23 protein-coding genes are annotated in these 25,925 nt (G+C 62.8%); 11 read left to right on the forward strand and 12 right to left on the reverse strand.

Going from position 1 to position 25,925, the window contains the following annotated elements; genetic code table 11:
* Positions 1-125: 125 nt before the first annotated feature.
* The 3 genes from QP752_RS09000 to QP752_RS09010 are packed head-to-tail and all read right to left on the reverse strand — an operon-like array spanning position 126 to position 1,766.
* Entirely contained in the window at positions 126-398 is a 273-nt protein-coding gene (locus QP752_RS09000; protein ID WP_070361863.1) for a type II toxin-antitoxin system Phd/YefM family antitoxin, read from the reverse strand.
* Between the two features lie 10 nt (positions 399-408).
* A complete protein-coding gene (locus tag QP752_RS09005) occupies positions 409-1,236 on the reverse strand; it encodes a nucleotidyl transferase AbiEii/AbiGii toxin family protein (protein ID WP_070361862.1) in 828 nt (275 codons plus the stop codon).
* Complete coding sequence (locus QP752_RS09010) at positions 1,233-1,766, reverse strand: type IV toxin-antitoxin system AbiEi family antitoxin domain-containing protein (protein ID WP_284805298.1); 534 nt, start codon at positions 1,764-1,766, stop codon at positions 1,233-1,235. The genes QP752_RS09005 and QP752_RS09010 overlap by 4 nt, the downstream gene beginning before the upstream one ends.
* A 593-nt stretch (positions 1,767-2,359) precedes the next feature.
* Between QP752_RS09010 and QP752_RS09015 the strand changes: the two genes are divergently transcribed.
* Genes QP752_RS09015 through QP752_RS09040 form a run of 6 tightly spaced genes read left to right on the forward strand, consistent with a single transcriptional unit; the run spans position 2,360 to position 8,890 of the window.
* On the forward strand, positions 2,360-5,389 hold the full coding sequence (locus QP752_RS09015) for a Na+/H+ antiporter subunit A (RefSeq protein WP_252932177.1): 3,030 nt from the start codon (positions 2,360-2,362) through the stop codon (positions 5,387-5,389).
* Positions 5,389-5,883 carry a Na(+)/H(+) antiporter subunit C gene (locus QP752_RS09020; RefSeq protein WP_070361859.1) on the forward strand — a complete coding sequence of 165 codons (495 nt, stop codon included), beginning with the start codon at positions 5,389-5,391 and terminating at the stop codon, positions 5,881-5,883. Before QP752_RS09015 ends, QP752_RS09020 begins: the two co-directional genes overlap by 1 nt.
* A complete protein-coding gene (locus QP752_RS09025; protein ID WP_284805299.1) occupies positions 5,873-7,657 on the forward strand; it encodes a Na+/H+ antiporter subunit D in 1,785 nt (594 codons plus the stop codon). The genes QP752_RS09020 and QP752_RS09025 overlap by 11 nt, the downstream gene beginning before the upstream one ends.
* A complete protein-coding gene (locus QP752_RS09030) occupies positions 7,654-8,175 on the forward strand; it encodes a Na+/H+ antiporter subunit E (protein WP_070361857.1) in 522 nt (173 codons plus the stop codon). Before QP752_RS09025 ends, QP752_RS09030 begins: the two co-directional genes overlap by 4 nt.
* 3 nt (positions 8,176-8,178) lie before the next feature.
* A complete protein-coding gene (locus QP752_RS09035) occupies positions 8,179-8,454 on the forward strand; it encodes a monovalent cation/H+ antiporter complex subunit F (RefSeq protein ID WP_070478203.1) in 276 nt (91 codons plus the stop codon).
* A 13-nt stretch (positions 8,455-8,467) separates the two neighbouring features.
* Positions 8,468-8,890 carry a monovalent cation/H(+) antiporter subunit G gene (locus tag QP752_RS09040; protein ID WP_284805300.1) on the forward strand — a complete coding sequence of 141 codons (423 nt, stop codon included), beginning with the start codon at positions 8,468-8,470 and terminating at the stop codon, positions 8,888-8,890.
* 645 nt (positions 8,891-9,535) lie between these two features.
* On the opposite strand, the gene QP752_RS09045 is transcribed toward QP752_RS09040, so the two are convergent.
* The 4 genes from QP752_RS09045 to QP752_RS09060 all read right to left on the reverse strand — a co-directional run bounded on the left by QP752_RS09045 (position 9,536) and on the right by QP752_RS09060 (position 13,085).
* The gene (locus tag QP752_RS09045) at positions 9,536-9,925 is read right to left on the reverse strand and encodes a Panacea domain-containing protein (RefSeq protein WP_255365794.1); all 390 of its coding nucleotides are present in this window, start codon (positions 9,923-9,925) and stop codon (positions 9,536-9,538) included.
* 316 nt (positions 9,926-10,241) lie between these two features.
* Positions 10,242-11,375 carry a glutamate--cysteine ligase gene (locus tag QP752_RS09050; RefSeq protein WP_284805301.1) on the reverse strand — a complete coding sequence of 378 codons (1,134 nt, stop codon included), beginning with the start codon at positions 11,373-11,375 and terminating at the stop codon, positions 10,242-10,244.
* 42 nt (positions 11,376-11,417) lie between these two features.
* Positions 11,418-12,140, reverse strand: coding sequence for a LytR C-terminal domain-containing protein (locus tag QP752_RS09055; protein ID WP_284805302.1), 723 nt, complete (start codon positions 12,138-12,140; stop codon positions 11,418-11,420).
* A 729-nt stretch (positions 12,141-12,869) separates the two neighbouring features.
* Positions 12,870-13,085 carry a DUF3263 domain-containing protein gene (locus tag QP752_RS09060; protein WP_070361851.1) on the reverse strand — a complete coding sequence of 72 codons (216 nt, stop codon included), beginning with the start codon at positions 13,083-13,085 and terminating at the stop codon, positions 12,870-12,872.
* Positions 13,086-13,101: 16 nt separating this feature from the next.
* Here QP752_RS09060 and QP752_RS09065 point away from each other — a divergent pair, with 16 nt between their 5' ends.
* The 4 genes from QP752_RS09065 to cls are packed head-to-tail and all read left to right on the forward strand — an operon-like array spanning position 13,102 to position 16,505.
* Positions 13,102-13,674: a peptide deformylase gene (locus tag QP752_RS09065; RefSeq protein WP_070363431.1), complete on the forward strand. Its 573-nt coding sequence runs from the start codon at positions 13,102-13,104 to the stop codon at positions 13,672-13,674.
* 15 nt (positions 13,675-13,689) lie between these two features.
* Positions 13,690-14,217 carry a hypothetical protein gene (locus QP752_RS09070; protein WP_284805303.1) on the forward strand — a complete coding sequence of 176 codons (528 nt, stop codon included), beginning with the start codon at positions 13,690-13,692 and terminating at the stop codon, positions 14,215-14,217.
* 9 nt (positions 14,218-14,226) lie between these two features.
* A complete protein-coding gene (locus tag QP752_RS09075; protein ID WP_284805304.1) occupies positions 14,227-15,018 on the forward strand; it encodes an exodeoxyribonuclease III in 792 nt (263 codons plus the stop codon).
* A gap of 2 nt (positions 15,019-15,020) precedes the next feature.
* Positions 15,021-16,505 (forward strand): cardiolipin synthase, encoded by a 1,485-nt coding sequence (cls, locus tag QP752_RS09080; protein ID WP_284805305.1) that lies wholly within the window; start codon positions 15,021-15,023, stop codon positions 16,503-16,505.
* Between the two features lie 198 nt (positions 16,506-16,703).
* On the opposite strand, the gene QP752_RS09085 is transcribed toward cls, so the two are convergent.
* Both QP752_RS09085 and QP752_RS09090 read right to left on the reverse strand, forming a co-directional pair.
* A complete protein-coding gene (locus tag QP752_RS09085; protein WP_284805306.1) occupies positions 16,704-19,163 on the reverse strand; it encodes a hypothetical protein in 2,460 nt (819 codons plus the stop codon).
* Positions 19,164-19,167: 4 nt separating this feature from the next.
* The gene (locus tag QP752_RS09090) at positions 19,168-22,551 is read right to left on the reverse strand and encodes a Rib/alpha-like domain-containing protein (protein ID WP_284805307.1); all 3,384 of its coding nucleotides are present in this window, start codon (positions 22,549-22,551) and stop codon (positions 19,168-19,170) included.
* A gap of 298 nt (positions 22,552-22,849) precedes the next feature.
* Between QP752_RS09090 and QP752_RS09095 the strand changes: the two genes are divergently transcribed.
* The gene (locus QP752_RS09095; RefSeq protein WP_284805308.1) at positions 22,850-23,656 is read left to right on the forward strand and encodes an endonuclease domain-containing protein; all 807 of its coding nucleotides are present in this window, start codon (positions 22,850-22,852) and stop codon (positions 23,654-23,656) included.
* A gap of 101 nt (positions 23,657-23,757) precedes the next feature.
* On the opposite strand, the gene QP752_RS09100 is transcribed toward QP752_RS09095, so the two are convergent.
* The 3 genes from QP752_RS09100 to QP752_RS09110 are packed head-to-tail and all read right to left on the reverse strand — an operon-like array spanning position 23,758 to position 25,905.
* Positions 23,758-24,486 (reverse strand): ABC transporter permease, encoded by a 729-nt coding sequence (locus QP752_RS09100; protein WP_071573089.1) that lies wholly within the window; start codon positions 24,484-24,486, stop codon positions 23,758-23,760.
* Positions 24,487-24,488: 2 nt separating this feature from the next.
* Positions 24,489-25,433, reverse strand: coding sequence for an ABC transporter ATP-binding protein (locus QP752_RS09105; RefSeq protein ID WP_284805309.1), 945 nt, complete (start codon positions 25,431-25,433; stop codon positions 24,489-24,491).
* Positions 25,426-25,905, reverse strand: a complete 480-nt coding sequence (locus tag QP752_RS09110) for an NUDIX domain-containing protein (protein WP_256005573.1) — start codon at positions 25,903-25,905, stop codon at positions 25,426-25,428. Before QP752_RS09110 ends, QP752_RS09105 begins: the two co-directional genes overlap by 8 nt.
* Positions 25,906-25,925: the final 20 nt, after the last annotated feature.

A 25,925-nucleotide genomic window follows, 5' to 3' on the forward strand; every position in this document is an offset into this window, starting at 1 on the left:
AGTAACAGGATGGTAGTAATCCCCATTTCGCACAACTTTTCGAGGATTACTACAATCCACCTACTACACTTTGCAGATTTGGCTGGTTCAAATGGGGCGGAGAGCGCGTCGAAAAGCTGGTGAATCTAAAGCTCCGACGGGTCGATGCCAAACTCAGCCAGGACATCCTGGAGGCTGATGCGCTTGCCACTGTCGGTCAGCATTCGCGTGAGCGCGAGTGCCAGGTCCAGGGCGTCCTGCCGCTCAGCCTCAAGCCGCTCAAACTCACCCGCCGACATGATGACGGCCACCGGCCCGCCACCGTCAATGATCACCTTGCGCTCATACAGGCCCAAACCAAACACATGGTGTGAGGCGTTTGCCGCAAGATCCGCGAGATCCACGTTGGAAGCAATCAATTCGGTACCCCTAACTGAAATCTATCCTTTTGACCAGGTCATTACTCCAGCGGATGGCGTCCTCTAGACCTAATATTTCGACTCCAGGAAGCGTCATATTCTCCACCGCGGCCCTATAAACATCGTCCCAGCCCTCGCCCCTAACAAATTCAGGCGGCCATGAGTGATCGCCTCTGTACTTGAACGTTTGCTCGCACAGCTCTTTCGCCTTGCTATAGTCAATATCTTCATTAGCCACGAGTATCTGCAAATCTACGAGATCATGCGCTCGCTGACTATCAGGAAATGTAGCCGCATGTATTTTCTGTGCAATTTGGTGTTCAGGCTTCACAACCGGTACAGGGTCCGGTGCATCAAACCCCAGGTCCATGAACAACGATGAGAGTTCATCCGAAATCTGCCTGTCCACAGAGTCCGCAACATGTAGCTCGTTATGCGCCACCTCAAACCTCACGGTCTTCCAGTCCTTCCCTTCGTACTGGAGCTTGATATCAAAAGGAGTCATTACATACTGCGGCGGAACCCCTGCAGGGCTGGGCTTCTTCACCTGCTTCACTCTTCCAGTAAAGCCTTGCCATCCCGCTTCAAGTTTGTCCTCCAGTTCATCCAAGAAGTGGTCTTCGTCCTGCTGTCGCGCGGCATCGAGATCCTTTGTGGCACGAGCTCCACTGCCGTAGCGAACAGCCATCGCACTTCCGCCTTTGACCACTCCCTGTGGAAGCATCTGCGCAACTACAACAAGCGCCATTACGTTCTCTCGCTGTGTCTCACGCGCCTGATCGTTTTCTATGTTTCTGATCTTCTGTCGTAAGGACACAATGTTTACCGGCCGGCTCATCCCACCAGCCCCTTCAGCTCCCGATACTGCTTGCCTCGAATAAACCCTTCCTGGTAGGCATCCTCCACCATCGCCTCCCAACGGTCGGCCATAACTGCTGGGCGAACCTCCACGAGCGCCTCCGCGACGGGCTGCGACGGAATACCGTGATATTTCTTCACTTGAGCGTCTGGTGGAGCGGACCTAATCCGCCATGTTCCAGGCATCTTCCGGCGGTGTCGACGCGGCGAAGCTAGATAGACATTCTTGGGATTGAGCTCACCGATCCCGGTAACCTGCAATGTGGTTTCCCCACATGCATGCACGCCAGCACCTAGCGTGAGAATAATTTCGCGGAGAAAATCAAAATCGTCGGCGGCAGGATAGTACGGATCCCGATACACGCCACGCTCCCGCTTCTCGACGGCCCCTCGCGCCGCAAGCTTCCGCAACTCAACATCAGGCACGCCCCGCACACGGGCGAGAGCCGGAGTGACATACCCGTCGTTTTCCAAAGCGATTTGTCGCAGCTTTTCCCTATACGTAACCATGGACAAACCGTACCGTTTTTGGTGCGGTTTGTCCATAGTCGTGCTCGCCTGGATCTTCGCCGCCCCAGCTCCGAGAGTTCATAGCGTGCGCTTAGAAGCGTGCGATGCAGGTCGCGCATTTCCACCGGCCAGAGACGGTTTTCGGCGACCAGCGTCGCACTCCTTTAACACCTCGGCACGAACGAGTTCACGTGAAAGCCACGGCGCGCGAGCCCGCCACCTCGGAAAAGTTCCCGCGATCAGCGTTGAACCCGGGAACTTTCTTTGTGGACAGGCGTCGCGACCTGCAGAAACGCAACCGATGGTCGACCGGAACCAGCCTGAAACGCAAAATGGTTCCCAGTCGTGGGAACGTTTTCGAAGGGGGCGCGGGCGCGAGGCGCAGGCGCACCAGGGGGCCAGACAGGCAGGCCAGCCAGGGCGAAAGCCGTTCGCAAAATGTCGGAGCTGTGAGTACAGTGAGATTTTGTTGGTCGCGCCACTGATCATGACGCGCCTTGTTTCTAGTTTCGACGGTGCATGGTGGGCAGCTGCGTTGCTGTGGCGCGCCGAAGCTGAAGAAGCTAAGGAAGCTGAACAAGGAGGCCCGGGTTGTGTTGACGCTACTTGTCGCGCTGTTCGTCGCGACGTCGGCGGCGCCGTTGTTGATCCGTACGATCGGTAGATCGGCGTTTGCGCTGGTGGCGTTGGTGCCGCTGGGCGGGTTCGCGTGGATGGTGTACCTGTTCGCAAAGGGTGTCTTTGTGGATGGTGGGGAGATCGTTTCGCGGATTCCGTGGATGCCGTCGGCGGAGTTGAACCTGGATTTCAGGTTGGACGCCCTGGCGGGCTTGTTCAGTTTGATTATTTTGGGCGTCGGCTCCTTGGTGTTGTTGTACTGCTGGGGCTATTTCGATTCGAATCCGCGCAGGTTGGCCAAGTTTGGCGGGGAGCTGACCATGTTCGCCTCCGTGATGTACGGGTTGGTGATTTCGGACAGTTTCTTGCTGATGTACGTGTTTTGGGAGTTGACGTCGATACTCTCGTACATGCTGGTCAGCTACTACGGTGAGCGGGCGTCGTCGCGAAGGGCGGCGATTCAGGCGCTGATGATTACGACGTTCGGCGGGCTGGCGATGCTCGTCGGCATTAACCTGCTGGGCTACAAGACGGGGATTTGGCGCCTCAGCGAGGTGTCGCAGTTTGCGAATATTGAGAATACGCCTGCGATTTCGACGGCGATTGTGCTGATTATGTTGGGGGCGATGACGAAGTCGGCGCAGGCCCCGTGGCATATTTGGTTGCCGGGGGCGATGGCGGCGCCGACGCCGGTGTCGGCGTATTTGCACTCGGCGGCGATGGTGAAGGCCGGGATTTACCTGGTGGCGCGCCTGGCGCCGGATTTGGCGGTGGTGAGTACCTGGCACCTGGTGGTGCTTTCGACCGGCGTGTTCACCATGATCCTGGGTGGCTGGCTGGCGCTGAAGCAGCGTGACCTGAAGCTGATCCTGGCGTACGGCACGGTGTCTCAGCTGGGCTTTATCACGACGGTGATCGGTATTGGGTCGCGTGAGGCGACGATGGCTGGCCTGGCAATTACGTTCGGGCACTCGATGTTCAAGGCGACGCTGTTCATGATCGTGGGCGCGATTGACCACTCGACGGGCACCCGCGACATCCACGAGCTGTCGGGGTTGGCGAAGCGGGAGCCGTTTGTGGCGTTTTTGGCGGCGGTGTCGGCGGCGTCGATGGCGGGTATTCCGCCGTTCTTCGGCTTTGTGGCGAAGGAGTCGGCGCTGGAGGCGGTCCTGAACGAGGAGATGCTGCACGGCATGCCGGGTTACATGACGCTGGTGGCGATCGTCGCTGGTTCCATCCTGACGATGGCCTACTCGCTGTACTTCTGGTGGTCCGCCTTTGCGACGAAGCCAGCACACAACAACGGCGAGTCGAAGGCGGTGCGCGAGATGCACCCGATCGGCCCGACCTTGTGGATTTCGCCGGCGGTGCTGACCACGTTGACGGTGGTGTGCGGTATCTTCCCGGTGCTGCTGTCGACGGCGTTCAACGAGTACCTGGATGTGCGCTTCCCCGGCGGCGAGCAGGAGGAGTTGGCGCTGTGGCACGGGATTACGATCCCGCTGGTGCTGACGGCCGTGATTGTGCTGGGTGGCGTCGTCATGTTCTGGCAGCGTGCGTTGCTGAAACCGCTGCAGACGGGCAAGCCTGCGCTCGGCAATGGTGACGCGTTGTGGGACGCGCTGCTCACGCAGCTGCGGACTGCGTCGCTGCGGTTGACGGCGTCGACGCAGCGCGGTTCCCTGGTGATCAACCTGGGCGTGATTTTCGCGGTGTTGGCCGTGGTGCCGCTGGCGGCGCTGGTGCTGGGCCGCTCGAACGATATTCGGATGATGTTGTGGGATTCGCCGTGGCAGGGCCTGGTGGTGTTCATCATGGTCTGCATGGCTGTCTTTGCGACGGTCCAACGCAACCGCCTATCCGCCGTGGTGATGGTGGGGCTGACCGGCTACGGCATGGCGACGATCTTTGCCCTGCACGGCGCGCCGGATCTGGCGCTGACGCAGGCGCTCGTGGAGACCATCGTGATGGTGGTGTTCATGCTGATCCTTCGCAAGATGCCGACGGAGGTCGAGCCCCGCAGCGACGACAACCGGGCCCGTGCCTGGCTGTCGATCCTGACTGGCGTGTCGGTTGTGGTGATCGCCATGTTTGCGATGAGCGCGCGCACCGCCGACCCGATCTCGGTGTTCATGCCGGAGCTGGCGCACGACATCGGCCACGGCCGCAACACGGTGAACGTGCTGCTCGTGGACCTGCGCGCCGCCGATACATTCGGCGAGATCACTGTGCTGGTGATCGCGGCGACGGGCGTGGCCAGCCTGATCTTCGGCACCGGCAAGTTTGGGCGCTCCTCGAGGCGCCCGACGCTGTCCACCACCAAGCCGCGCTGGCTGGCCAGCGGCGTGGATTCGGAGACGGCGCAGAACCGTTCGCTGATGGTGGACGTGGCAACACGGATCCTGTTCCCGTCGATGATTCTGCTGTCCCTGTACTTCTTCTTCGGCGGCCACAACGCGCCCGGCGGCGGCTTCGCCGGCGGCCTGGTGGCGGCGCTGGCGTTCACGCTGCGCTACCTCGCGGGCGGGCGCCAGGAAATCGAGGAGGCCCTGCCTGTGGACCCGGCGAAGCTGCTGGGCACCGGCATGCTGTTCTCCTTCGCCGCGGCGGTGACCCCGATGTTCTTCGGCAACCCGCCACTCACGTCCGGCTACACCACGGTCACGCTGCCGCTTATCGGCTCGTTTGACGTCACCTCGGCGCTCGTGTTCGACGCCGGTGTGTACCTCATCGTGGTCGGCCTGACCCTGCACATCCTGACCTCCATGGGCGGCTACCTCGACCAAGAGGAAGACAACCGCAAGCAGTACGCTCGCCAGCGCGCTCGTGAGCTGCAGGAGAAGAATAAACGACGCCGCGAAGCGCAGGCAACGAAGCGGTTGGCGCGAAAGAGGCGTCGAGAAGCGGTCACTGGTGACGGTGACGCGACGGCAGGGCGGGGCCGGGCGTCGACAATTGGGGCGCCGGTGCACACCACCGCGCGTGGCCGCGAAAGGAGCGAGTAATGGAAGCGAACCTGTTCCTGCTCATCGGGTCGGGTGTGCTCGTGGCCACCGGCGTGTACCTGATGCTCGATAGGGCACTGACCCGCATGATCATGGGCGTGCTGCTGCTCGGCAACGGCGCGAACCTGCTGCTGCTGCAATCCGGCGGGCAGGCCGGCTCCCCGCCGATCATTGGGCGCATGTCTACCTTGTTCGGCGAGCGCACCGCCGACCCGCTCGCGCAGGCGATGATCCTCACCGCGATTGTCATTTCGATGGCGATGGTCGCGTTCATGCTGGCCCTGGCCTACCGCCAGTACCGCTACCGCACCGACGACATCATCGAGCGCGACGAGGAAGACCGCGCGATCGCCGCCCGTCCGAAGACCCCGGCGGCGGCCCCCGACCACGACGCCTCCGACGACCCAGAGACCGGACGCATGAGCTCCGAGGGCGACGCCTTCGGCCCACGCTCCTTTGAAGACCCCGTCAAGGAGGCCGACGATGACGAATAACCTGTTCGAGTTCGCCCACTGGGCGCTGCCCGCCATGCCGATCCTCACCGTCATGCCGCTGCTGCTGCCAGCGCTGGCAGCGGCGCTGATCCTGGTCACCGGGCGCGCCGTCACCCTGCAGCGCACCATCGCGCTGACGACTCTGTTCGCGCTGGCCGTCATCTCGGGTGCGATGATCATCATCGCAGACGTCCACGGCATCCAGACCGTCCAGATGGGCGGCTGGGAAGCACCCATCGGCATCACGTTGGTGGCGGACCGCCTGTCCACCATCATGGTGTTCGTCTCCTCCATCGTGCTGTTCGCCGTCATGTGGTACGGCATCTCCCAAGGGCTTCGCGACGGCGACGAGGACGACCCAGTCGCCGTCTTCCTCCCCGTCTACATGCTGCTGTGCATGGGCGTGAACCTGTCCTTCCTCGCCGGCGACCTGTTCAACCTGTACGTCGGCTTCGAGGTCTTCCTCGTGGCCTCGTACGTGCTGCTCACTCTCGGCGCCTCGCCGGGGCGTGTGCGCGCCGGCATCGGCTACGTGATGGTCTCCATGGCGTCCTCGATGGTGTTCCTGTTCGCGCTCGCGCTGATCTACTCCTCCACCGGCACGGTGAGCATGGCGCAGGTCGGCCAGCGCATGGCCGAGGTCCCGGACGGCACGCGCGCCGCGATCTTCGCCACGCTGCTCGTCGCATTCGGCATCAAAGCCGCCGTCTTCCCGCTCGACGCCTGGCTCCCCGACTCCTACCCCACCGCCGCCTCACTGGTCACCGCGGTGTTCGCCGGGTTGCTCACCAAGGTGGGCGTCTACGCCATCATTCGCGTCCGCACCACCATTTTTACCGACGGCTCCCTCGACACCCTCCTCATGTGGGTCGCACTCCTGACCATGGTCATCGGCGTGATGGGAGCGCTCGCGCAGAACGACATCAAGCGTCTCCTCTCCTTCACTCTGGTCAGCCACATCGGCTACATGATCTTCGGCATCGCACTCGGCACCGTCGCCGGCCTGTCGGGCGCGATCTTCTACGCCGTCCACCACATCCTGGTGCAGACCTCGCTCTTCCTGGTCGTCGGCCTGATCGAGCGCCAGGCCGGGTCCGCGCAGCTGCGCCGCCTCGGCTCCCTGCTCTACACCGCGCCGCTCATCGCTCTGCTCTACTTCATCCCGGCGCTCAACCTGGGCGGCATCCCGCCGTTCTCCGGGTTCCTCGGCAAGATCATGCTCATCCAGGCCGGTGCCGCCGAAGGCTCCTGGCTCGCCTGGGTGCTCATCGCAGGGGCCGTCGTCACCTCCTTATTGACGCTCTACGCCATGATCCTCGTCTGGTCCAAGGGCTTCCTCCGCGACCGCGCCGACGCCCCCGAGTCCGTCGCCATGGCGCGGCCCTCTTCGCTTACCGAGCGCCACGACACCATCGCCGTCGACGACCGCGCCGACGTCGGCCGCATCCCCGTCGGTATGCTGCTGTCCACCGCGCTCCTCGTAGCGACCTCCGTGGCCATCACGTTCCTCGCCGGCCCGATCTCCGCCATTACCGACCGCGCCGCCGAATCCGCCAGCGACCAACGCATCTACCAACACGCCGTCCTCTCCGGCGACCCCACCAACCCGACCCGGGACCTCGACGCCTTCCGCCAACCCACCGACTCCGGCGGCGGCAAAGACGCGCTCGCCCGCAAGTCAGCGCGCTCCGCTGACGGAGAGGACGTCGTCACGACAGAACGAGTCCCCCTCCCCGCCAGCGCAACCGCCGAACCGACAGGAGCACACCGATGAACCACCTCCTCACCGGCATCCGAAACCGCTTCCGCGGCGCCTTCGTCCTCTGGCTCGCATTCATGTGGGTCCTCATGCAAGGCGACCTCACCTGGGGCAACGTCGCCGCCGGGCTGGCGCTCGGCGTCCTGATCGTGCTCGTGCTGCCGCTGCCGAACATCCCCCGTAGCGGCAACAAAATCCACTGGGGCAAACTGCTGCTGTTCGTACTGCAGTGGTTCGCCGACCTCATCGTCGCCTCCGCCAAGGTCTCCTGGCTCGCGCTGCGGCCCGCCGCCCCGCCCAAAAATGCCATCCTCCGCGTGCCCATGCGCGTCTCCGACGACCTGGTCCTCTACCTCGCCACCTGCGCCTACAACCTGCAACCCGGCGGCAGTGTCACCGACATCGACATCGCCAACCGCGAATGGACCATCCACGTCCTCCACGCCGACAACCAAACCGACATCGACCGCGAAATCGCCAACGTAGCCAAACTCGAGCGCCAAATGATCGACATCTTCGAAAGCAGGCGATAGCCCATGAACCCCCAGGTATACAACGCATTCCTCATCGTCGCCGGCATCTTCCTCGCCATCGGCTTCCTCGTGCTGGCCTGGCGAGTCATCGTCGGCCCCGACTCCATGGACCGCGTCCTCGGCAACGACGCCATCACCGCATCACTCCAATGCATGCTGGCCCTCTACATCTGCTGGACGCTCGACACCACCGTCGTCAACGTCATGATGGTGATCGCGCTCCTCGGCTTCATCGCCTCCCTGTCCGTCGCCCGCTTCCGCAAACGCGACAACTCTTAGGAAGGACCCACCAATGACACTCGCATTCTTCCTCGACACCGCCTCCCTCGTCTTCATCCTCCCCGGCGCATTCATGGTGTTCTCCGCCGCCATCGGCACCGCCCGCTTCCAATCCACCATGGCGCGCATCCATGCCATCACGAAGCCCCAAACCACGGGGCTGGTCCTCATGATCATCGGCACGATTATTCGACTCTCGAATGGGCAGGCCGGAGGGGCCGCCGGCACCGGCGAGGCTGTCGGCACCCACGAACTTCACGACATCGGTGTCATCCTCATCCTGCTCATCTTCGCCCTGATGACCAACCCCGTCACCGCGCAGCGCCTCGGCCGCGTCGCCCGCCGCGAAGGCCTCTACGGCAACCCCGACTCCCTCAGCCGCAACGACCGACCCGCCGCCTACCACCCCAAGCGCGTCGACCCCACCAAGAAGTAGGTTTTTGGCGCTCCCGCGCGAGTCGCGCGCACCACATTCCTGGATTCCGCGAACGCCCCAAGGTGTTTCCCCTGGTCGCGCGCACCCCTCGTGGGAATGTGGTGCTCAAGGTCCAGACCCACTAGGTACTTTGCTTCTCTACAGGGCAAACGGCATGGTGAGGGTCGTACCACAATACCCGGAATAGGTCACCGGATCGGAAGCCCCATAATCGGGTCTCGCCAGATAGGCGGAATCGAAACACGCACTCCTCCGCAGAGGGCAGCGCTTGGATGCGCTTTTGGGCGTCGACACTTAGGGTCGAAACGTGTTGGTCATGGTTTCGGGGTCGTTTCTTCCGGCCGGACATGACGGTCTCAGCAAGGCACTCTTTCCATGTCTTCCGTGAAACGCTCTCCAAAAATGTCAAGAGCTCTTTCGTCTCTTTGGCCTCCAGCGACCATCGGCACCAGATTTCACTGGGAGGGATGTCCAATTCAGCGACTGTCCACCGAACAGGCATTTCCCGCCAGGCACTTTGTGTCGCCTCACTGGGCACACTTTTATCGCTTGCCACCGGCGACAAGTGCGGAACACGCTTACCCCCGAAGTTGTTTTGCTGACGCGCAAGCTTCTTCCGACTACGCTTTCCCCCACCCACGCGAACTAGACCGCAGACGCCGACTGCATCGAACTGTAGAAATCCTGCATGACTTCCTGACTCACCTCATGTGTGGAAGGTGCCCCCACTGCAACGCCTTCACGGGCTTCCCGCCACGGCCGCTCGCCATGCGCGAGGTCGCTCAACTGTTGGCCAGTGAGATGTCCGTATGCGTCGAGCACAGTGTCGATCGTCTCCCGCTCATCGTTTGTGAGCCGGTGAGCATCGCCGGGAAACATTTCGGGAGTTGCGGTGAAGTGCCCACGGTGTTGGTTGTATAGTTCACGGCACACTGGGCCGTTCGCCCAGGCCTCGAAACGGGAGTTAAACAGCGGCTTCTCGTCCCAGACCAAGCTCCAAGCCTGTGCGTAGTAAACGAGTTTTTGCAGCTTCATGGTACTCAGGCTTTCCCCCTGACGCTCCAAAATGTATCTCGCCACATCATTCACGTTTGCCATGCTGTTCCCCTCTCAACACTTATCGACGCCAACCCTACCCCATCAAGCATCAACCAGCCCCTACGCGCACCACATTCCCTCACGAGCTTCCAACCACCTGGGCTTATTCCAGCCCGCTCTGCAGAAATCCAGGATTTTGGTGTCACCCCAGCTGGCACGCACACCACATTCCTGGATTCCGCGAAGACCCCAACGCATTCCCCCAGGTCGCGCAACCTCCCCGCGGGAATGTGGTGCACTAGGCCCAAACAAGCTACCCCCAGGTCATCTCCTGCATCTCCGCGCAGGTCGCGGCGACAACGTCATGCCAAGAGCCGGTCATCTCGTAGATGCGGCGTTGCCGCTGGTAGCCGGCGCCGCGCTGCATGATCTCCAGCACCAGGTTCAGCTCGCGCGTGCACCCAAGCTGCGCAGCCACAGGCTGCAGGGTGTCCACCAAGGTAACGAGTTCGTCGCGGAGCCAGCGTTCGTCGGTGTCGCGGCTGGTGATTACTAGGGCGTCGAGGCCGTAGCGGGCCCCGCGCCACTTGTTTTCGGCGACGTGCCAGGGCTGGAGCGTTGGGAGGGCTTCGCCGGCGTCGAGAAGCTGGTCGTAGTAGACGACCAAGCAGTGCGTGAGCGCGACGACCGCGGCGAGTTCGCGCAGGTTGGAGGTGGCGTCGCTGATGCGGACTTCGATGGTGCCCCACTTGGCGGCGGGGCGGACGTCGAAGTGCATGGAGCCGGTGTGGTTGATCACGCCGGAAGTGCGCTGGTCGTCCATGAATTGGACCCATTCGGCCCAGCTCTGGAACTGGTACGGCATCCCGGCGGTGGGAAGCTGCTGGTAGAGCATGGTGCGGTTGGAGGCGTACCCGGTGTCCAGCCCGTCCCAGCCTGGGCTGGATGCGGAGATGGCGAGCAGGTGCGGGTAGTGCGTCATCACCGCGTTGATGATTGGCCAGACGCGGTCTTCGTGACTGATGCCGACGTGGCAGTGAATTCCCCACAGCAGCATTTGCTGACCCCAGTACTGAGTACGGTTGATCATTTCCTTGTAGGAAATTTTGGGGCTGAGGGTTTGCTCGCGGAAGTCGGAAAATGGGTGGCCACCGCTGGCCCACAGGTCGAGGTCGCGGGCGTCAGCTTCAGCGCGCACGACGGCCAAGCTCTCCGCCAGCTTGTCGACGGCCTCTTTCGTGTTCTTACATACCGGCGTCACCAGCTCGACCGTGTTTTGGAGGAACTCCCGCTCGAGGTGCACGTTGGGGTTGGTGGCGGAGATGGCGTCGATAATTTCGGGGGCGCGGGGTACCAGGTCCCGCGTCTCCTTATCAACGACACAGATCTCCCACTCCACTCCCAGTGTTGGCTCGGGGGAACGGGCGAACTCGCGGTATGGATCCATAAGTAGCCAGTCTAAACGCTGCGCTGGGCCCGCGCGGGGGTTTTATTCTCCCGCGAGGACGACAGTGATCGCCTCCGGCTTCTCGACGGCCTCTCGCGGCAAACTCGTATTCGCCGGCACATCCGTCGTCGCCCGAGGCGTACCGCCGATGCGCTGCGCCAACTCTGCAGCGATGGCGTCCGCGCCCGGGGTGTTCGGGTTGAAGAACACGAAGGTTTGTGGGAACGCGCCGTAGGTCTGCTCCGGCATGTTCATCGCGGCGGCATCGTTGGAGCGGTTCGCCACGTTGTACTGGGCGGCGAGGTCACCGGCGGTGCGGTTCGCCAGATCCGGGATGCCGGAGTTGTTGTAGACGTACACCTGCGCCTGCTCGCGAGCCAGACCGGCGGGGGCTGGCGCTGGCTGCTCGGCTGGCTGTGTCTGCTCAGCTGGCTTTTCCTGCTCGGTGGGTTTTTGCTCTTCGGTGGCTTGCTCTGACGGGCTCGCCGGCGCCGAGATCGCGGTTGTTGCCTGGGTGGCTTGGGTTGCTTGGGCGGTCGTGGCTTCGGTGGTGCCCGGCGCGGCTGCCTCCTGGTTTCCGTCGCCCTTGTTCATGGCGTAGATGCCCCACAGCAGCAGAAGTGCCGCGACGGCCAGCAGGATCATCGCGACGCCCCGCTTCGGGAACGCCGCCGCCGGCGCCGCTTCGTAGTTTTGGTCGTAGTCGTCCTCTTCGGCGCGGCGGTGGGCGCCCTGGTACTCGTTCTCAGGATTCACATTAGTCACATGCGCCACTCTAAACGTTTTTGCACACGTTTACACCTTCCCACGCGCACCGCGTTCCCGGTTTCGCCAACCGTCAGTACATTCCGGTCGAGGTGTTTAAGGAGTGCGACGCTGGTCGCCGAAAATCGACCGGGCTGGGTGAAAATGCGCGACCTGCATCGCACGCTTCTAAGCGCACGCTACGAGCGAAAAAGGTATCAAACCTGGCGGTTGCGAGCCCGTGTCGGCCGCAAGTTGAGCGCTACATACAGTGCTCTCTCCTGTCGCTTTCGTTCCGGTCGAGGTGTTTAAGGAGTGCGACGCTGGTCGCCGGAAATCGACCGGGCTGGGTGCAAATGCGCGACCTGCATCGCACGCTTCTAAGCGCACGCTACGAGCAGTTTGGGGCGAGGAGCGGGCCGGGTGCGCACCAAATTCCTGCATGGAATTATGCGACCTGGACTTTCGCAGATCCGCTTGCCGAAAAACAGGAATGTGGTGTCTGAGTGGGAGGGACGCGCACCAGATTCCTGGTTTTTGGCGGGCACGTTTGGAAAATCCCAGGTCGCTAGGGGAAAACCCGGAATCTGGTGCGCGATCACGCCGGGTCGGGGAACAATCTTCGTAAACAAACGTCGCGACCTGGAGAAACGAAAGCGTTGGTCGACCGGAGCCGGTCCCAAACGCAAAATGGTTCCCGGGCGCGGGAACTTTTTCAAAGCACGAGGGGCCAGAGCGAGCGGAAAACGATCACCGGTCGCGGAGGCGCTGCAGGCGGCGTACGAGTTGTGGGAATTCGGAAAGGGCGGAGGGGTCGTCGAGAAGGAGGTTGAGTTTTTGGTAATAGCGAACCGGTGTGAGCCCGAGCTGGGTGGTGATGGCCTCTTCTTTGGCGCCGATGGCGCGCGGGGCGTGGGCCTCGAAGGTGAGGATGGCGCGGTCCGAATCTGAAAGCTGCTCAGGCATGCCTATTATGGTAGCCATGACCATTCGACCGATCGTTATTTATGGCGACCCTGTCCTGCACAACCCGACGAAGCCTGTGGAGCAACCGGTCGAGGAGCTGCAGGAACTCATTGCAGACATGCACGAAACCATGGACGCCGCCAACGGCGTGGGCCTGGCCGCGAACCAGATTGGTGTGCCGCTGCGCCTGTTCGTGTACCACTGCCCTGACGGCGACACGATGCGCCGCGGCACCGTGATCAACCCGGTGCTGGAGACCAGCGAGATCCCGAAGACCATGCCTCGCGACGACGGCGAGGACGACGAAGGCTGCCTGTCCGTTCCGGGCGAGGGCTTCCCCACCGGCCGCGCGGACTGGGCCAAGGTCACGGGCCTGGATGAAAACGGCAACGAGATTGAGGTCGAGGGCACTGGGTTCTTCGCGCGGTGTCTGCAGCATGAGGTCGGCCACCTGGACGGCTTCGTGTACACGGACGTGCTCACCGGCCGCTACAAGCGCGAGGCGAAGCGCGCGATCAAGGCGAACGGGTGGACGGAGCCGGGCAACACGTGGCTGCCGGGCACGGACGAAGACCCGTTCGGGCACTAAGGCACTAACAGCAAGATGTTCCGCCAAGAAGCGCCCGCTGTCGGGGGCAGGGTGACGGTTCGCTACCGCACGGAGTCCGGGGTCAATGAGGCGATCGGGGAGGTCGTGGGGTTGGACCCGCTGCGGGTGCGCCGCCGCGATGGGCGCGAGGTGACGATCACGGAACCGGTGGCGGTGCGTTCGCTGGCGCCGAAGACGGTTCGGAATTCGGAGATTCGTCGAAAAGAGGTGGAGCTCGCGGAGGCGAACCCGGCACCGGTGCAGGAGTGGGTCGAGGGGTGGCTGGCCCGCGCGGGCGCCGCGAACCCGCAGGATAATACGGCAGTGCCGTTGGGCCCGTCGGCGGCACTCGCACCGCTGCCACTCACCGAGCTCAAAGATTTTTACGACGCCCACTCCCTCCCAGTGCGCCTGTTGGTGCCGGAGCGCATCGGCAAGGCGGCGGAGAAGCACGCGGCGCGACACCCGGAGCTGTGGGAGGTCGGCCCGGAGGAGATCGTGGACGATGACCACCATCGGCGGCGTGTCCTGCGTCTGCGCTAGGGTATTGGCATGCGCATCGCCACTTGGAACGTGAACTCTGTACGTACGCGGGCGGAGAGGATCGCCGCTTTCCTCGACCGCAACGACGTCGACGTGTTGGCCATGCAGGAAACGAAGACGAAGGACGCCACGTTCCCCTACTCAACGTTCGAGGCGGCGGGCTACGAGGTCGCACACGTGGGCTACGACCAGTGGAATGGTGTGGCCATCGCGTCGCGGGTGGGGCTGGAGAACGTGCGGACACACTTTGAGCGCCAACCGGCGTTCGCGAAGAAGGGAGATCCGGTTGTGGAGGCCCGGGCGGTTGGGGCGAGCTGTGGGGGCGTCGATATCTGGAGCTTGTACGTGCCGAACGGGCGCGAGATCGGCGACCCACACTACGACTACAAACTCGAGTTCCTCTACTCCCTGCGCGAGACCGTGGACCCGCAAACGTTGCAGCTGTTCACGGGCGATTTCAACATTGCGCCGCGCGACGAGGACGTGTGGGACATCGCCTGGTTTGAGGGCAAGACACACGTCACGGAGCCGGAGCGCGCCGCGTTCCAGATGCTGCTGGAGTCCGGCTTGGAGGAGATCCGCCACGCGGACCCCTACTCGTTCTGGGACTACAAGTCCATGCGCTTCCCCAAGAACGAAGGCATGCTCATCGACTTCCACTTAGCGACGCCCCCTCTCGCCCGCCGCCTGCAACAGGCTCGGGTGGACGTGGCGGAGCGCGACGGCAAGGGCGCATCGGATCACGCGCCCGTCATCGCTGATTACGACACCGCCGACCTCGCACTCGACCAGGTGCGGTAGCCATGTTGTCTCTGTTCAGTGGCCTCTCCCTGTGGCAGCTCATCGCCATGGGCATCGACTACGCCATCAAGTTCGTCATGATTGGCGTGGTGCCGTCGAACCGCAAGCCGTCGAGCGCGAACGCTTGGCTGCTACTCATTCTGCTGCTCCCGTTCGTGGGCCTGCCGCTGTACCTGCTGATGGGGTCCAAGTACGTCTCGCAGCGGCGCCACCGCATCCAGAAGGAAGCGAACGCCGTCCTCAACGACGTCTACTCCGACATCCCCGACATTCCCGCCGGTCAGCAGGCGAACCCAGAAGTGACCTCGATGATCACGCTGAACCGCACCCTGACCGGCTTCCCCGCCGTGCACGGCAGCGCGGTCGCCATGTGGGCGGATTACGAGAAGACGATGGTGCGGATTGCGGAGCTCGTCGATAAGGCGGAAGCATACGTCGACATCGAGATTTACGCGGTGGCCTGGGACAACACCACCGCCATTGTGTTTGAGGCGTTGGAGCGTGCCGTGGCCCGCGGCGTCCACGTCCGCCTCCTCTTCGACCACATCGGCTCCATGAAATACCCCGGCTTCCGCGCGCTCAAACGGCGCCTGACGAAGGCCGGCATCCACTGGCACCTCATGTTGCCGCTGAGCCTGCTCAAGGGCCGCTTCCGCCGCCCGGATCTGCGCAACCACCGCAAACTCATCATTATCGACGGCCACACCGCCATGATGGGCTCCATGAACCTCATCGACCGCACCTACCTCACCCGCCAACACCGCGCCGCCGGACGCCAATGGGTCGACGCCTTCGTGGAACTCCAAGGGCCCATTGTCACCTCCATCGAGGCGCTGTTCGCCGTGGACTGGTACTCCGAATCCGGCGAACCCATCGAGCTGACCGCCCCCTTGGACCTTGGCGCCCCCGCAGACGCGAACCTGGTCCAGCTCATCCCATCAGGGCCCGGCTACCAGGCCGAACCGAACCTGCGGATGTTTAACACCCTCATCCACCACGCCAAAGAACACCTGGTGCTGTGCTCCCCCTACTTCGTCCCCGAGGACTCACTGCTGGAGGCCATCACCACCGCCTGCTACCGCGGCGTGCGCGTGGACCTGCTCGTTGGCCAGAAGGCAGACCAGTTCATGGTGCAGCACGCCCAGTCCTCCTACTACCAACAACTCCTCGAGGCCGGTGTGCGCATCTGGGAGTTCCCCGCCCCCTACGTCCTGCACACCAAGTTCCTGCTCGTCGACCCCACCTCGAAGGAGCCCGGCGCCGCCGTCGGCGTGCTTGGGTCCTCCAACATGGACATTCGTAGTTTCTCACTCAACTACGAAAGCTCACTCTTAATTTGCGACGGCCCCCTCCTCCGCAACCTCAACCAACTCGCCACCACGTACTTGTCGGTGACCCGCGAGCTGACGCTGGAGCGCTGGAACACGCGGCCGTGGTACCGCCGCTACATCGACAACGTGATGAAGCTGACCTCGGCGCTGCAGTAGTTCACTGGCAGTGCCAAAGGACGCAACCACATCCGAAAAACCCGGCAAAAGCCCAGGTCACGGAAAACTGGTTGCGTCCTTTGGCACTGCCCCACAGCCAGGCGCACCAAATTCCGTCACAACTGACCAGCGACCTGGGAAAACGCCGGGACCCTAGCCAGAAACCAAGGAATTTGGTGCGTCGGGCGAATAAGCGACCTACTTGTTCGCCATCACGGCGGCGGCCGCGCCGCCCAGGCCCAGGATGCCGAGCAGCACGCCGACAACGATCAGGATCGTGTTGCGGGTCTTCTCGTCGACGCCGCCCTTGTCGTCGGTGGCTTTGGCGTCCTGCGTGGTTGGGTCAGCTGGCGCCGCGGTGCTCGGGGCCGCTGAAGGCGACGGCTTCGCTGACGTGGTTGGTGGCGTCGATGGCCGCTTAGGTTGCTTCAGTTCCTTGGTGTCCGCGAGGTTGCGGCGGTTGGTGTCCTGGAAGTCGCCGAGCTTACCTTGGGAGAGCAGTGCGGATGCCCGCTGGCCCAGCACGGAGTCACCGAGCTGGGTGCTGACTTGGCGCAGCTCGTCCTCGGTGTAGTCGAGGAGGCTGATGTCGAAAAGCTCGCTGAAGACGATTTCGCCGGACTCGTTTTCGATCTGGATGTAGACCGGCACGTAGGAGCCGTACAGGCGCTGCGTGTCCGGGATTGGGATCTGGATTTCCTTGCGGGACTGCGGCCCGGCTTCCTTGGCGTCGCCGATGCCCTTGACCTTGATGGTCTGGACTGGGGAGATGCGGGAAAGTTCCTTGCCGTAGAAGGCGCGCACGGTGAACTCATGGTCGTGGTAGCCGCGGTTGCCAATGGTGCCCACAACCTTGTTGTCGGTGCGCACGGTGGCGATGCTGTTCTCGTCGGCCATGTAGAAGTCGGCCTTGCCGTCGTTCTTGAGGGCAGCGGCGGCGTCGAGTTCGCGGGCGTCGCGTTCGATGCCGCGGCGCTTCTCGGCGTCCTTGTCCGACTCGGAGTCGGACTCGGCGGGCTTGACGGAGACATCACCGATGCCGCCGGCCTTGACGTTGAGGTTCTTCCACTCGGACGGGACTGACCATTCGCCGACGTAGCAGTCGGGGGCGCCGGCGCAGCCTGGGTGCGGGGCCTCCTGGTTGCCGCTCTTGTCTTCCTCCTGGTAGTCGAAGGTGACGAACTGGTAGGCGTAGTTCATGGCGGATGGGCGATCGCTGAGCCAGTCTCCGTACTTGGTCCATTCGTAGACGGATTGGCGCTTGCCGTCGACCCACAACATGCCGTTGTGGTTCAGGCCCAGGTTGTGACCGAGCTCGTGCATGATGGTGTTGCGTACTTTGTCCTCGGCGCCCATGCGGGCGTTCTTGGACACGTAGAAGCTCGTGCCGCCGATCAGTGCGCGGCCGGTGGCGTAGTTGATGGAGCCGTTGGCGGAGGGGGCGTCCATAAGGTCGCCGATGACACCGGAGCGGAAGATGCCTTCGCGCTCTTTGAGCAGGTCCACCGACGTGGTGATCAGCTCCGAGCCGGACGTTTCGGGCGAGTTGAAGTAGTGGTCCTTGTAGTCAAGGATCGGCCCGCCGCGGTATTCGTCGTCGCGGGCTTCGAAGTTCTTGGAGTAACCCTTACCTGCGTCGATGTGCAGGTTGTAGCCGTGTGCGGCGAACTTCTTCACCAGCTGGTCCAGGATCAGGCCGGACGGGCGGTAGACGTTCGTGTTCATCTTTGAGCAGGCGTCGTAGCGGGCGAAGCCTTCGGGGTTGACGGCGAAGCGCGCCGCTTCCTGGCAGCCCTCGGTTTCCCACTCGGACTTCATCCAGTTCATCTGGAGGAAGATGTCTTTCTCATACGGGTTGGCGCCCCAGCGGTGCAACGGCATATCGACGCCATTTACATTCGCACCCTGCATTTCCCAGATGTCTAGCAGGCCGTCACCATCCGAGTCCAGCGCCCCCAGCTGCGTTTCGATCTTGACCGTCATCTCGGCCTTCATCGTCGCGCCAGGCTCGACGGTCTGGACCCAGGTGCCGCTGAGGACTTCACCACGTTCCATGTTTTTGTTGTCAGAGCCCGCGTTCCACTCTGGGAGAGTCGCCGGATCCTGAGCGGTGGCAAGTGCCGTCGCACCCGGGAAGTTCGCGTCGACTCGGTAGGCGGACTTGTCCTCCCCGCGCAGGCTGTCCCCAAACTGCGCGGCGGTCATGGTGCCCTTCATTGGCTTGGCGTGGTTGTACATGCGGATCGCCAGCTCACGGGCGGTTCCGGCGTTGTTGGTCAGCTCGGTGACCACGTTGATCTCGTCGCCTTTGACGGTAAAGGTGCGCTTCATGGTGACTTCGCGTCGCGGGTCGGTGTGCTCCAGCACCGTGACGCCGTCCTCGGGGGAGCTCTCAGTCGTACTCTTCGCGATCGGCGCCACCACGCGCCCATCGGCCCAGCCGATCACACCGACCTGGTTCTCCAACTTGCCCGCAACCGACTTCGGGTTCATGTAGGTCAGGGTTGCCTCGTGGTAGCTCTTCCGGATGTGGAGCTGGGTCTGGATGGCATCATCATCTGAATTGACGGGGGACGCCGTCGCAGGCACGGCCGACACTGCGCCCATGCCGAGCGCGAGCGTCACTGCACCTGCAATCACTGTCTTGTGAAAACGCATCCTTTTACCTCCTCAAGCCCAGGTCACGCATAAGGTGTCTGAGATTCGACTGAACAACTGGGACTTCCTGCAGCGCGAGCAAACCGGCGCCTACCAGGAACCCAAGTGCACCGAGAATTACAGTAATCCACCCCGCTGCCGAACTCCCAGTCTCGGGGGCTGGGTCCGGCTCCGGCGTTGGCGCCGGGGTACTCGGGGTCGGTGTCGGCGTGGACGTGGGTGCTTCTGTCGATGGTGTCGGCGCAGCGGTCTGGCGCGGCTCACGCACGTACGCCGGCACCTTCACGGTGCGCTGCGAGCCGTCCTGGTAGGTCACCACAACCGGCACCTCAACCTTCGACTTCGGCTTCACCGACGCGTCCGGCAGCACCTGCAACCTGCCCGAATACTTATCGACGTGCACCTGCCACCCCTTGGCGGCGAAGCTGGCGTCGATACCAAAGGTGGTCTCAGGCGGGACGCGCTGGCCCTGCGGTGTGGAAGCCAAGTCGCCGGCGTTGACGTAGATGTCGCTCCAGCGCGGGCGCTCTTCGTCGGCGATGGCCTTCTTGCGCAGCTCGGCGTCGATAGTCTCCTCGGAGCCATCGGGGTACTTCACACGCACGCGCACGTTGTACTTGGCGCCGCCCGGCGCGTCTTTCGGTAGCACGGCGGTGATGCGGCCCGTCTTCGTATCGACGCTCACATCCAACCCAGCGTTCTCCTCAATCGAGAACGTGGTGTTTTCCGGCACCGGGGTCAGCATCTCGTAGGACGTGCGGGTGCCGCCGGTCAGCGTTTCCGGCGCGTACCTCGGCGTGAATGTCTCCGCGTCCGGTTTGCTGTGCTTCACCCCGACGTGGAATGGCACATCGGTGGAACTGCCGTCCGGGTAGGACACCGTCACCACCGCGTCCAGCGGCCGGGCACCATTTTCCGGCGCACGCACGACCAGGTTGCCGGTGTCACGGTTCACGGACACCTTCCACCCATTGAGGTTCTTGTTGCCCTCGGCGTCCTCGAAGAACACGAAGTCGGTGCCCTCCGGCACGTTGCGAACATCCGTCCTATGCAGGACGATCGGCGTCCCCGGCAGCACCTCGCGGCCAGTTTCATAGGCGTGGTTGTAGCTGCCCGCGATCTGGCGCGGCAGGATGTTGAAGTAAACGGGGACGTGCTGGGTGGAGCCGTCGCTAAAGCTGGCCTTTACCATCACTTGCACGACGTCACCGGCCTCCAGGTCGTCGCCAGTGGCCTTGAACGTGACCATGCCTGGCTGCTCGCCGTCCTCGGCGGTGCCCTCCCGCTCAACGACGCTCGCGTCAGTTTCGCCCTCGATCGAGTAGGAGACCTGCGCCTCTTCCGGGATCGGCTGGTTGAAGAACACCTCGGCGCCCTGCGTCAGGGTCGCCAGCGGCGCGTGGCTGCGGGTCTCTTCGCCCAGGCGGACGAACACGTCCGGGTACTGCAGCTTGTACCCTTCGGCGTACGGGGTTGGGTCGAGCACGTTGACCTTAATCACGCGCTGCTCGCCGGTGGAGAGCCGTACCCAGTACCTGCGCTCACCCTTCGATCCGCCCTCGGAGCGCGGCGGCTTCAAGAACACCTCGCCGTCCCTACCGATGGAGACCCAATCCGGCACCCCACCGGCTTTCAGCTCATCCTTCGTCGAGACGATCTCCATGCCGCTCGCGATTTCATCCGGGCTCATCACGTTCGTCTCAAGCGTCGTCCCCGCCTTCACGTTGATCGGCGTCCAATCCTCCGAGAAATCAGACTCGACGTGAAGCGTCGCCAGCTCTTCGTACAGCGGGTCCCACACCTTGAAGGAGAACTTGTGATTCCACTTGTCACTACTGCCGACAACACGCACGTTGCCATCCGGCGTCAGCGACACCTGGTAGCCCTCCGCACCCAGGAACTTGGTATTCGGGTCCAACTTCGCCGACGGCACGAACTCGTACACCTCGCCAGGCTTTACGCTCTTCGAGGTAATCGCGAACTTCGGCTTCTCATGAGGAGTACTGTCCGGCGAGAAGGGGTTCGTCCCCAAGCTCACTTCGTCCTCGTTGCTCACACCATCGCCGTCGAAGTCCGCGGCTGGGATGGAGAACACACGCTCGTCCTCGCCAACAAACCCGATCAAGAAATCCTTCGCATCAGACGAGTTATCCGGGTAGTCCACCTCCACGCGCGCATGCGTGATGAAGGTGTTCATGAACCACTTCGAAACCCGCTCAAACTCCGGCTTCGAGTTCCCAAACTCCTGCTCGTAGGCCTCCGCGAACGCCTCCAGGCCTTTCGCCTTCACAACGAAACGGTTGCCGTCGGAGGCGTCAACAAGCGCGTGGTCCAGCGCCGGCGACTTCCTGCCGTTCTGCTCGCCCTTATACCGAATCGAGCGCACCTTCACCTCAGCATTGCCGAACGGCGTCCCGCTTCGGAACTCCTGGCCTGGCTTCAGCCGCACCAGCAGCTCGCCCGGGTACGGGTCGTACTGCTCAGCCATGTATGGCTTCCGCGTCGTCGTAGTCGGCTTCACACTTGTCGACGTCGGCTTCGCCTCAGTACTCGTCTGCTGCGCGCTGCTCGGCTTCGGCTTCGGCTGCGGCTGCGAGGTGATGCTCGACGGCGACGGCTTTGGCTGCGGTTTTGCGCTCGTCGTAGTTGAAGTAGGCGTCGGCGTTGTCGTCTCCGGAAGCTTCGGCAACGGATTCTTCGCGACACCCCTATCCCTGGCGTCGAACGGGTTCGCCCCCTTCCTGGCCTCCTCGCCATTCGACACACCATCGCCATCAAAATCCCCATCCGGATCGTTGGCGAGGCGGCCGTCGAGACCCAAGAGACGCAGCGGCAACACCGCGCGCTCCTGCACCGAGCCATCCGTGAACTTAATGTCGAAGTCCAGTTCGTTGATCTTCGACTGGTCATCCAAAAACTTCTGAGGATTCCACTTATAAATGGAGTCCTTCCCCGACAGCACCTCTCTGTCATAAACCCCGGCGATTACCCCAGTCTCCGGGGCCCACACGCTCACCTGGTAGCGACGCGGAGCATCAGCGCCGCTGGTGGGCGAAGGCCTCCACGCCACTCCTGAAAAACCAATCTTTTTATAAAGCTTCTCCACCCTGGATATCGTCGCCAGGTCTCCCGACTCCAGCTCACTGCGGCCCAGCTTCCCGGGCCTGACCTCCAACAGCTTGTATTTGATTGGATTCGTCTCGGCCAGCGCCGGGCCCTGCGCCTGCGCATTTGCCTGCACCTGCAGCTCTGTTGGCCCTGCAACCTGCACCAACGGCGTCACGATCAACGCCGCCGCCGCAACAACCACACCCCTCCGCAACCGGGTCCGCACACGCGAACCCGCCCGGCGAGCCTCACCTGCTGCCCGGCCGCGATTATTCGCCACAACGAATCCTTTCTGCAGCAAAAGCCAATGACACTCCCAGGGTAGTCCCCATTATTCGTTTTGCCTAAACCTCCGCAACTTTCTAAATGTTTTCTCATGTGGCGGGTGTGGTTTGTGGGTCAAGAAAGTTCCCCACCAAATCTGCCCAGTGCCAAGAGACGCAATTCCCAAAACAGACACCGCCATAACACCTGGTCACAAAAGTGCTAGAGCTTATTGGTTGCGTCCTTTGGCACTGTAAACAGAAATTGTGGAAGAACAAGGAAACCAGGCGCCCATCCAATGCGTCTAAACAAATATGAATTACAGACAAACACCGCAACCGGAGGCACTACAGATGATCCTCGACTACGCACAACAGTGGCCGACCCACATCGCCAGCGGCTACTCAGCTCTCACCCTTTACAGGTTGCCCTACCTTACAGACGCAGCCCCCGTCACATTCATCGGCCCGACCAGTAAGACCCGCTCCCCTACCCCAACAACGCCCGGACTCAAACGCCGGGGAGCCGACGGTATCGCACTCACAACAGTGCACCACTTCGGACACACGATCTACGCAGCGGCCCCCGCGTACGCCACGATTCAGGCGATCCAGATGCTAAAAAGCGGAGAGCACTCTCCTGCCGTCATCACGCCCGAGGGGCTCGACCCCCTCCAAGTACGGGCAGTGCAGCTGGTGGATTGCGTTCGCAGGCACCTCAACGTTTCAACATCTTCGCTGCGCCAAGCAGCGGACTGGCGCGTGGAGAAGCGATGGCTCAACAAGGTACTCAAGCTTTCCAGCAAGCTCGCCGACTCGCCGCGCGAAACCGAGCTGCGCCTGCTACTCCACGCCGTAACAAAGCAACGCCGACTGAAGCTGAGTGAGCAAGTCCCTGTATATAGGGGCCGCCGCCTCGTAACGACGTTCGACTTCGCCATCGAACCGCTCAAAATCGGGATCATGTATGACGGCCAGCACCATTGGGAGTATGACCAGCGTCAGAAGGATGCCCGAATCAACTTGGATCTGGCGTTGGAGGGCTGGACCGTGGTCAGGTTCGCCGCCGCCACGTTCCATGAGGTGGTCCCCCGGATGGAAGAATTACTTGACCGAATGTGAACAGTGCCAAAAGACGCAAGCCTATAAATATAGCCCTTTTATAACCAGCGGTTTTAATGGGGTACTCTTAGGAGATTGCGTCTTCTGGCACTGCTATCAAGCTACGCGTCCCGCGCCTCCGTCAACAGCACGCCGATCACCCACAACGCCACGGCCCACACGGCGAAGATGCCGAGGGAGGCGCCGAGCTCCCAGTGTTGGGTGGGTTGGTTCATCATGAAGGCGATGAGGTTGTTGAAGGGCAGGAACTTGGCAACGTCTTGGCCGTATTTGGGGATGAAGCCGACGATGGTCTCCAGGAGGAGCATCATGGACAGGCCGATCACGATGGCGGCGGACGTGTTGCGGACGATCCAGCCGACGCCCTGGGTGAACAGGGTGAGCAGCGCCATGCCGAGGGGTACTGCCCACAGGGCGCGCTGGGTGGCGCTATTTGTGGTCCAGCCTGCGGGGACGGCGGTGGTGAGGTCGGCGAGGATGAACGCCACGACCACGGCTAGCAGCGTCGCAACCACAACGCCGACGACGCCCACTACGACTTTGGCCAGGGCGACTTGCCAGCGCTGCGGTGTGAGTCGGAAGTTGGTGGCGGGGATGCCGAATCGGTATTCGGTGGTGACGGTCATGGCGGCTTGCACGATGACGACGATCCCGATGGTCATGGAGACGGTCGAGACGACGGTCAGGGGTGTGTAGGGCATGCCGGAGGTGTTGGCCAGCCAGCCGAAGAGTGCGCCGTAGATGCCGGCGACGATGATCATGGCGGCGCTGGTCCACCAGAAGGAGCGGGTGCTGCGGAGTTTGGTCCACTCGGAAAGTATGAGGTTCATGGTTACTTGCCCTCCTGGACTGTGCGGGATGCGAACTGTTCGGTGCCTTCGGTGGATTGGATGTAGGCGTCCTCGAGGGAGGCGTGGTGTTCGCTGAGTTCGGTGAGGATGACGCCGGCTTCGAAGGCGATGCGCCCGATGGTTTCGGGGGTGGCGTCGTTAATGGTGAGGTTGGGTCGGCCGTCGGCGTCGGTGCCTGGGCTGATGCTGGCGCCCGGCGCGCCTGCCTCCACGGCCACCTGCAAACGAGAAAGCCCATCATCAGCGGCACGCACCACAACGCGGGAGCCGGAGTGGGCCTTGATGAAGTCGTGGACGGAGGTGTCGGCGACGAGTTTGCCCTTGCCGATCACGATGAGGTGGTCGGCGGTCTGCGCCATCTCGGCGAGGAGGTGAGAGGACACCAGGATGGTGCGGCCTTCCTGGGCGAGCGCGCGCAGCAGGGAGCGGACCCAGCGGATGCCTTCGGGGTCGAGGCCGTTGACGGGTTCGTCGAGGATGAGGTATTCGGGGTCGCCGAGCAGGGCCGCGGCGATGCCGAGGCGCTGCCCCATGCCGAGGGAGAACCCGCCGACCTTCTTGCCCGCCACGTCGGTCAGCCCGACGAGGGAGAGGACTTCGTCGACGCGGGAGGCGGGGATGCCGGATGCTTGCGCCTGCCACAGGAGCGTCGCGCGGGCGGAGCGGTTGGGGTGTACACCTTTGGCGTCGAGGAGCGCGCCGACTTTTTGGGCGGGGCGCTTGAGGTTGCGGTAGCTGGTGCCGTCGATAAGACAGCTGCCTGACGTGGGCTTATCCAGGCCGACGATCATACGCATGGTGGTGGATTTGCCTGCGCCGTTGGGGCCGAGGAACCCGGTGACGATGCCGGGTTTGACGCGGAAACTCACGTCGTCGACGGCGCGGACGGGGCCGTAGACCTTTGACAGGTTTTGGACTTCAATCATGCGAAACAGTATGCCTGAGAATGTCCGGCAGCGCGGCACGCAGCCCCGGGTGTAGGGCGAGTTCTTCGAGTTTTTTCAGGGGAACCCAACGCAGCTCAACGCTTTCTTCGTTGGCGGTGGTCTCGAGTGGCTCGCCGGAGCGCACGCGCGCGAGCACGGTGGTGTAGGTCCAGCCACTGGGTGCGGGGCCGGAGGTGACGAGCTCCTTATCGACGTCCACTTCGCCCCCATCGATGCCGCATTCTTCTGCTGTTTCCCTGAGCGCTGCTTGGGAGGCCGTTTCGTGTGAGTCGCGGGCGCCGCCGGGGATGCCCCACGTGTCGCCTTGGGCGGTCCAAGGGGCGCGGTGTTGCATGAGCACGACCGGCTCGCCGCCGTGCGTGGCCTGCAGGAAGAGCCCCGCGGCGCCGTGTTTGCCCCACATTTTCTGTCCGTTGGGCCCTTCGACCCATCCGTTGCCGTCTCCTTGCATGTGTTCCACTGTAGGTCGTT

Origin of the sequence: Corynebacterium sp. UMB10321 (assembly GCF_030228725.1) — a bacterium.
Lineage (GTDB): Bacteria > Actinomycetota > Actinomycetes > Mycobacteriales > Mycobacteriaceae > Corynebacterium > Corynebacterium pseudogenitalium.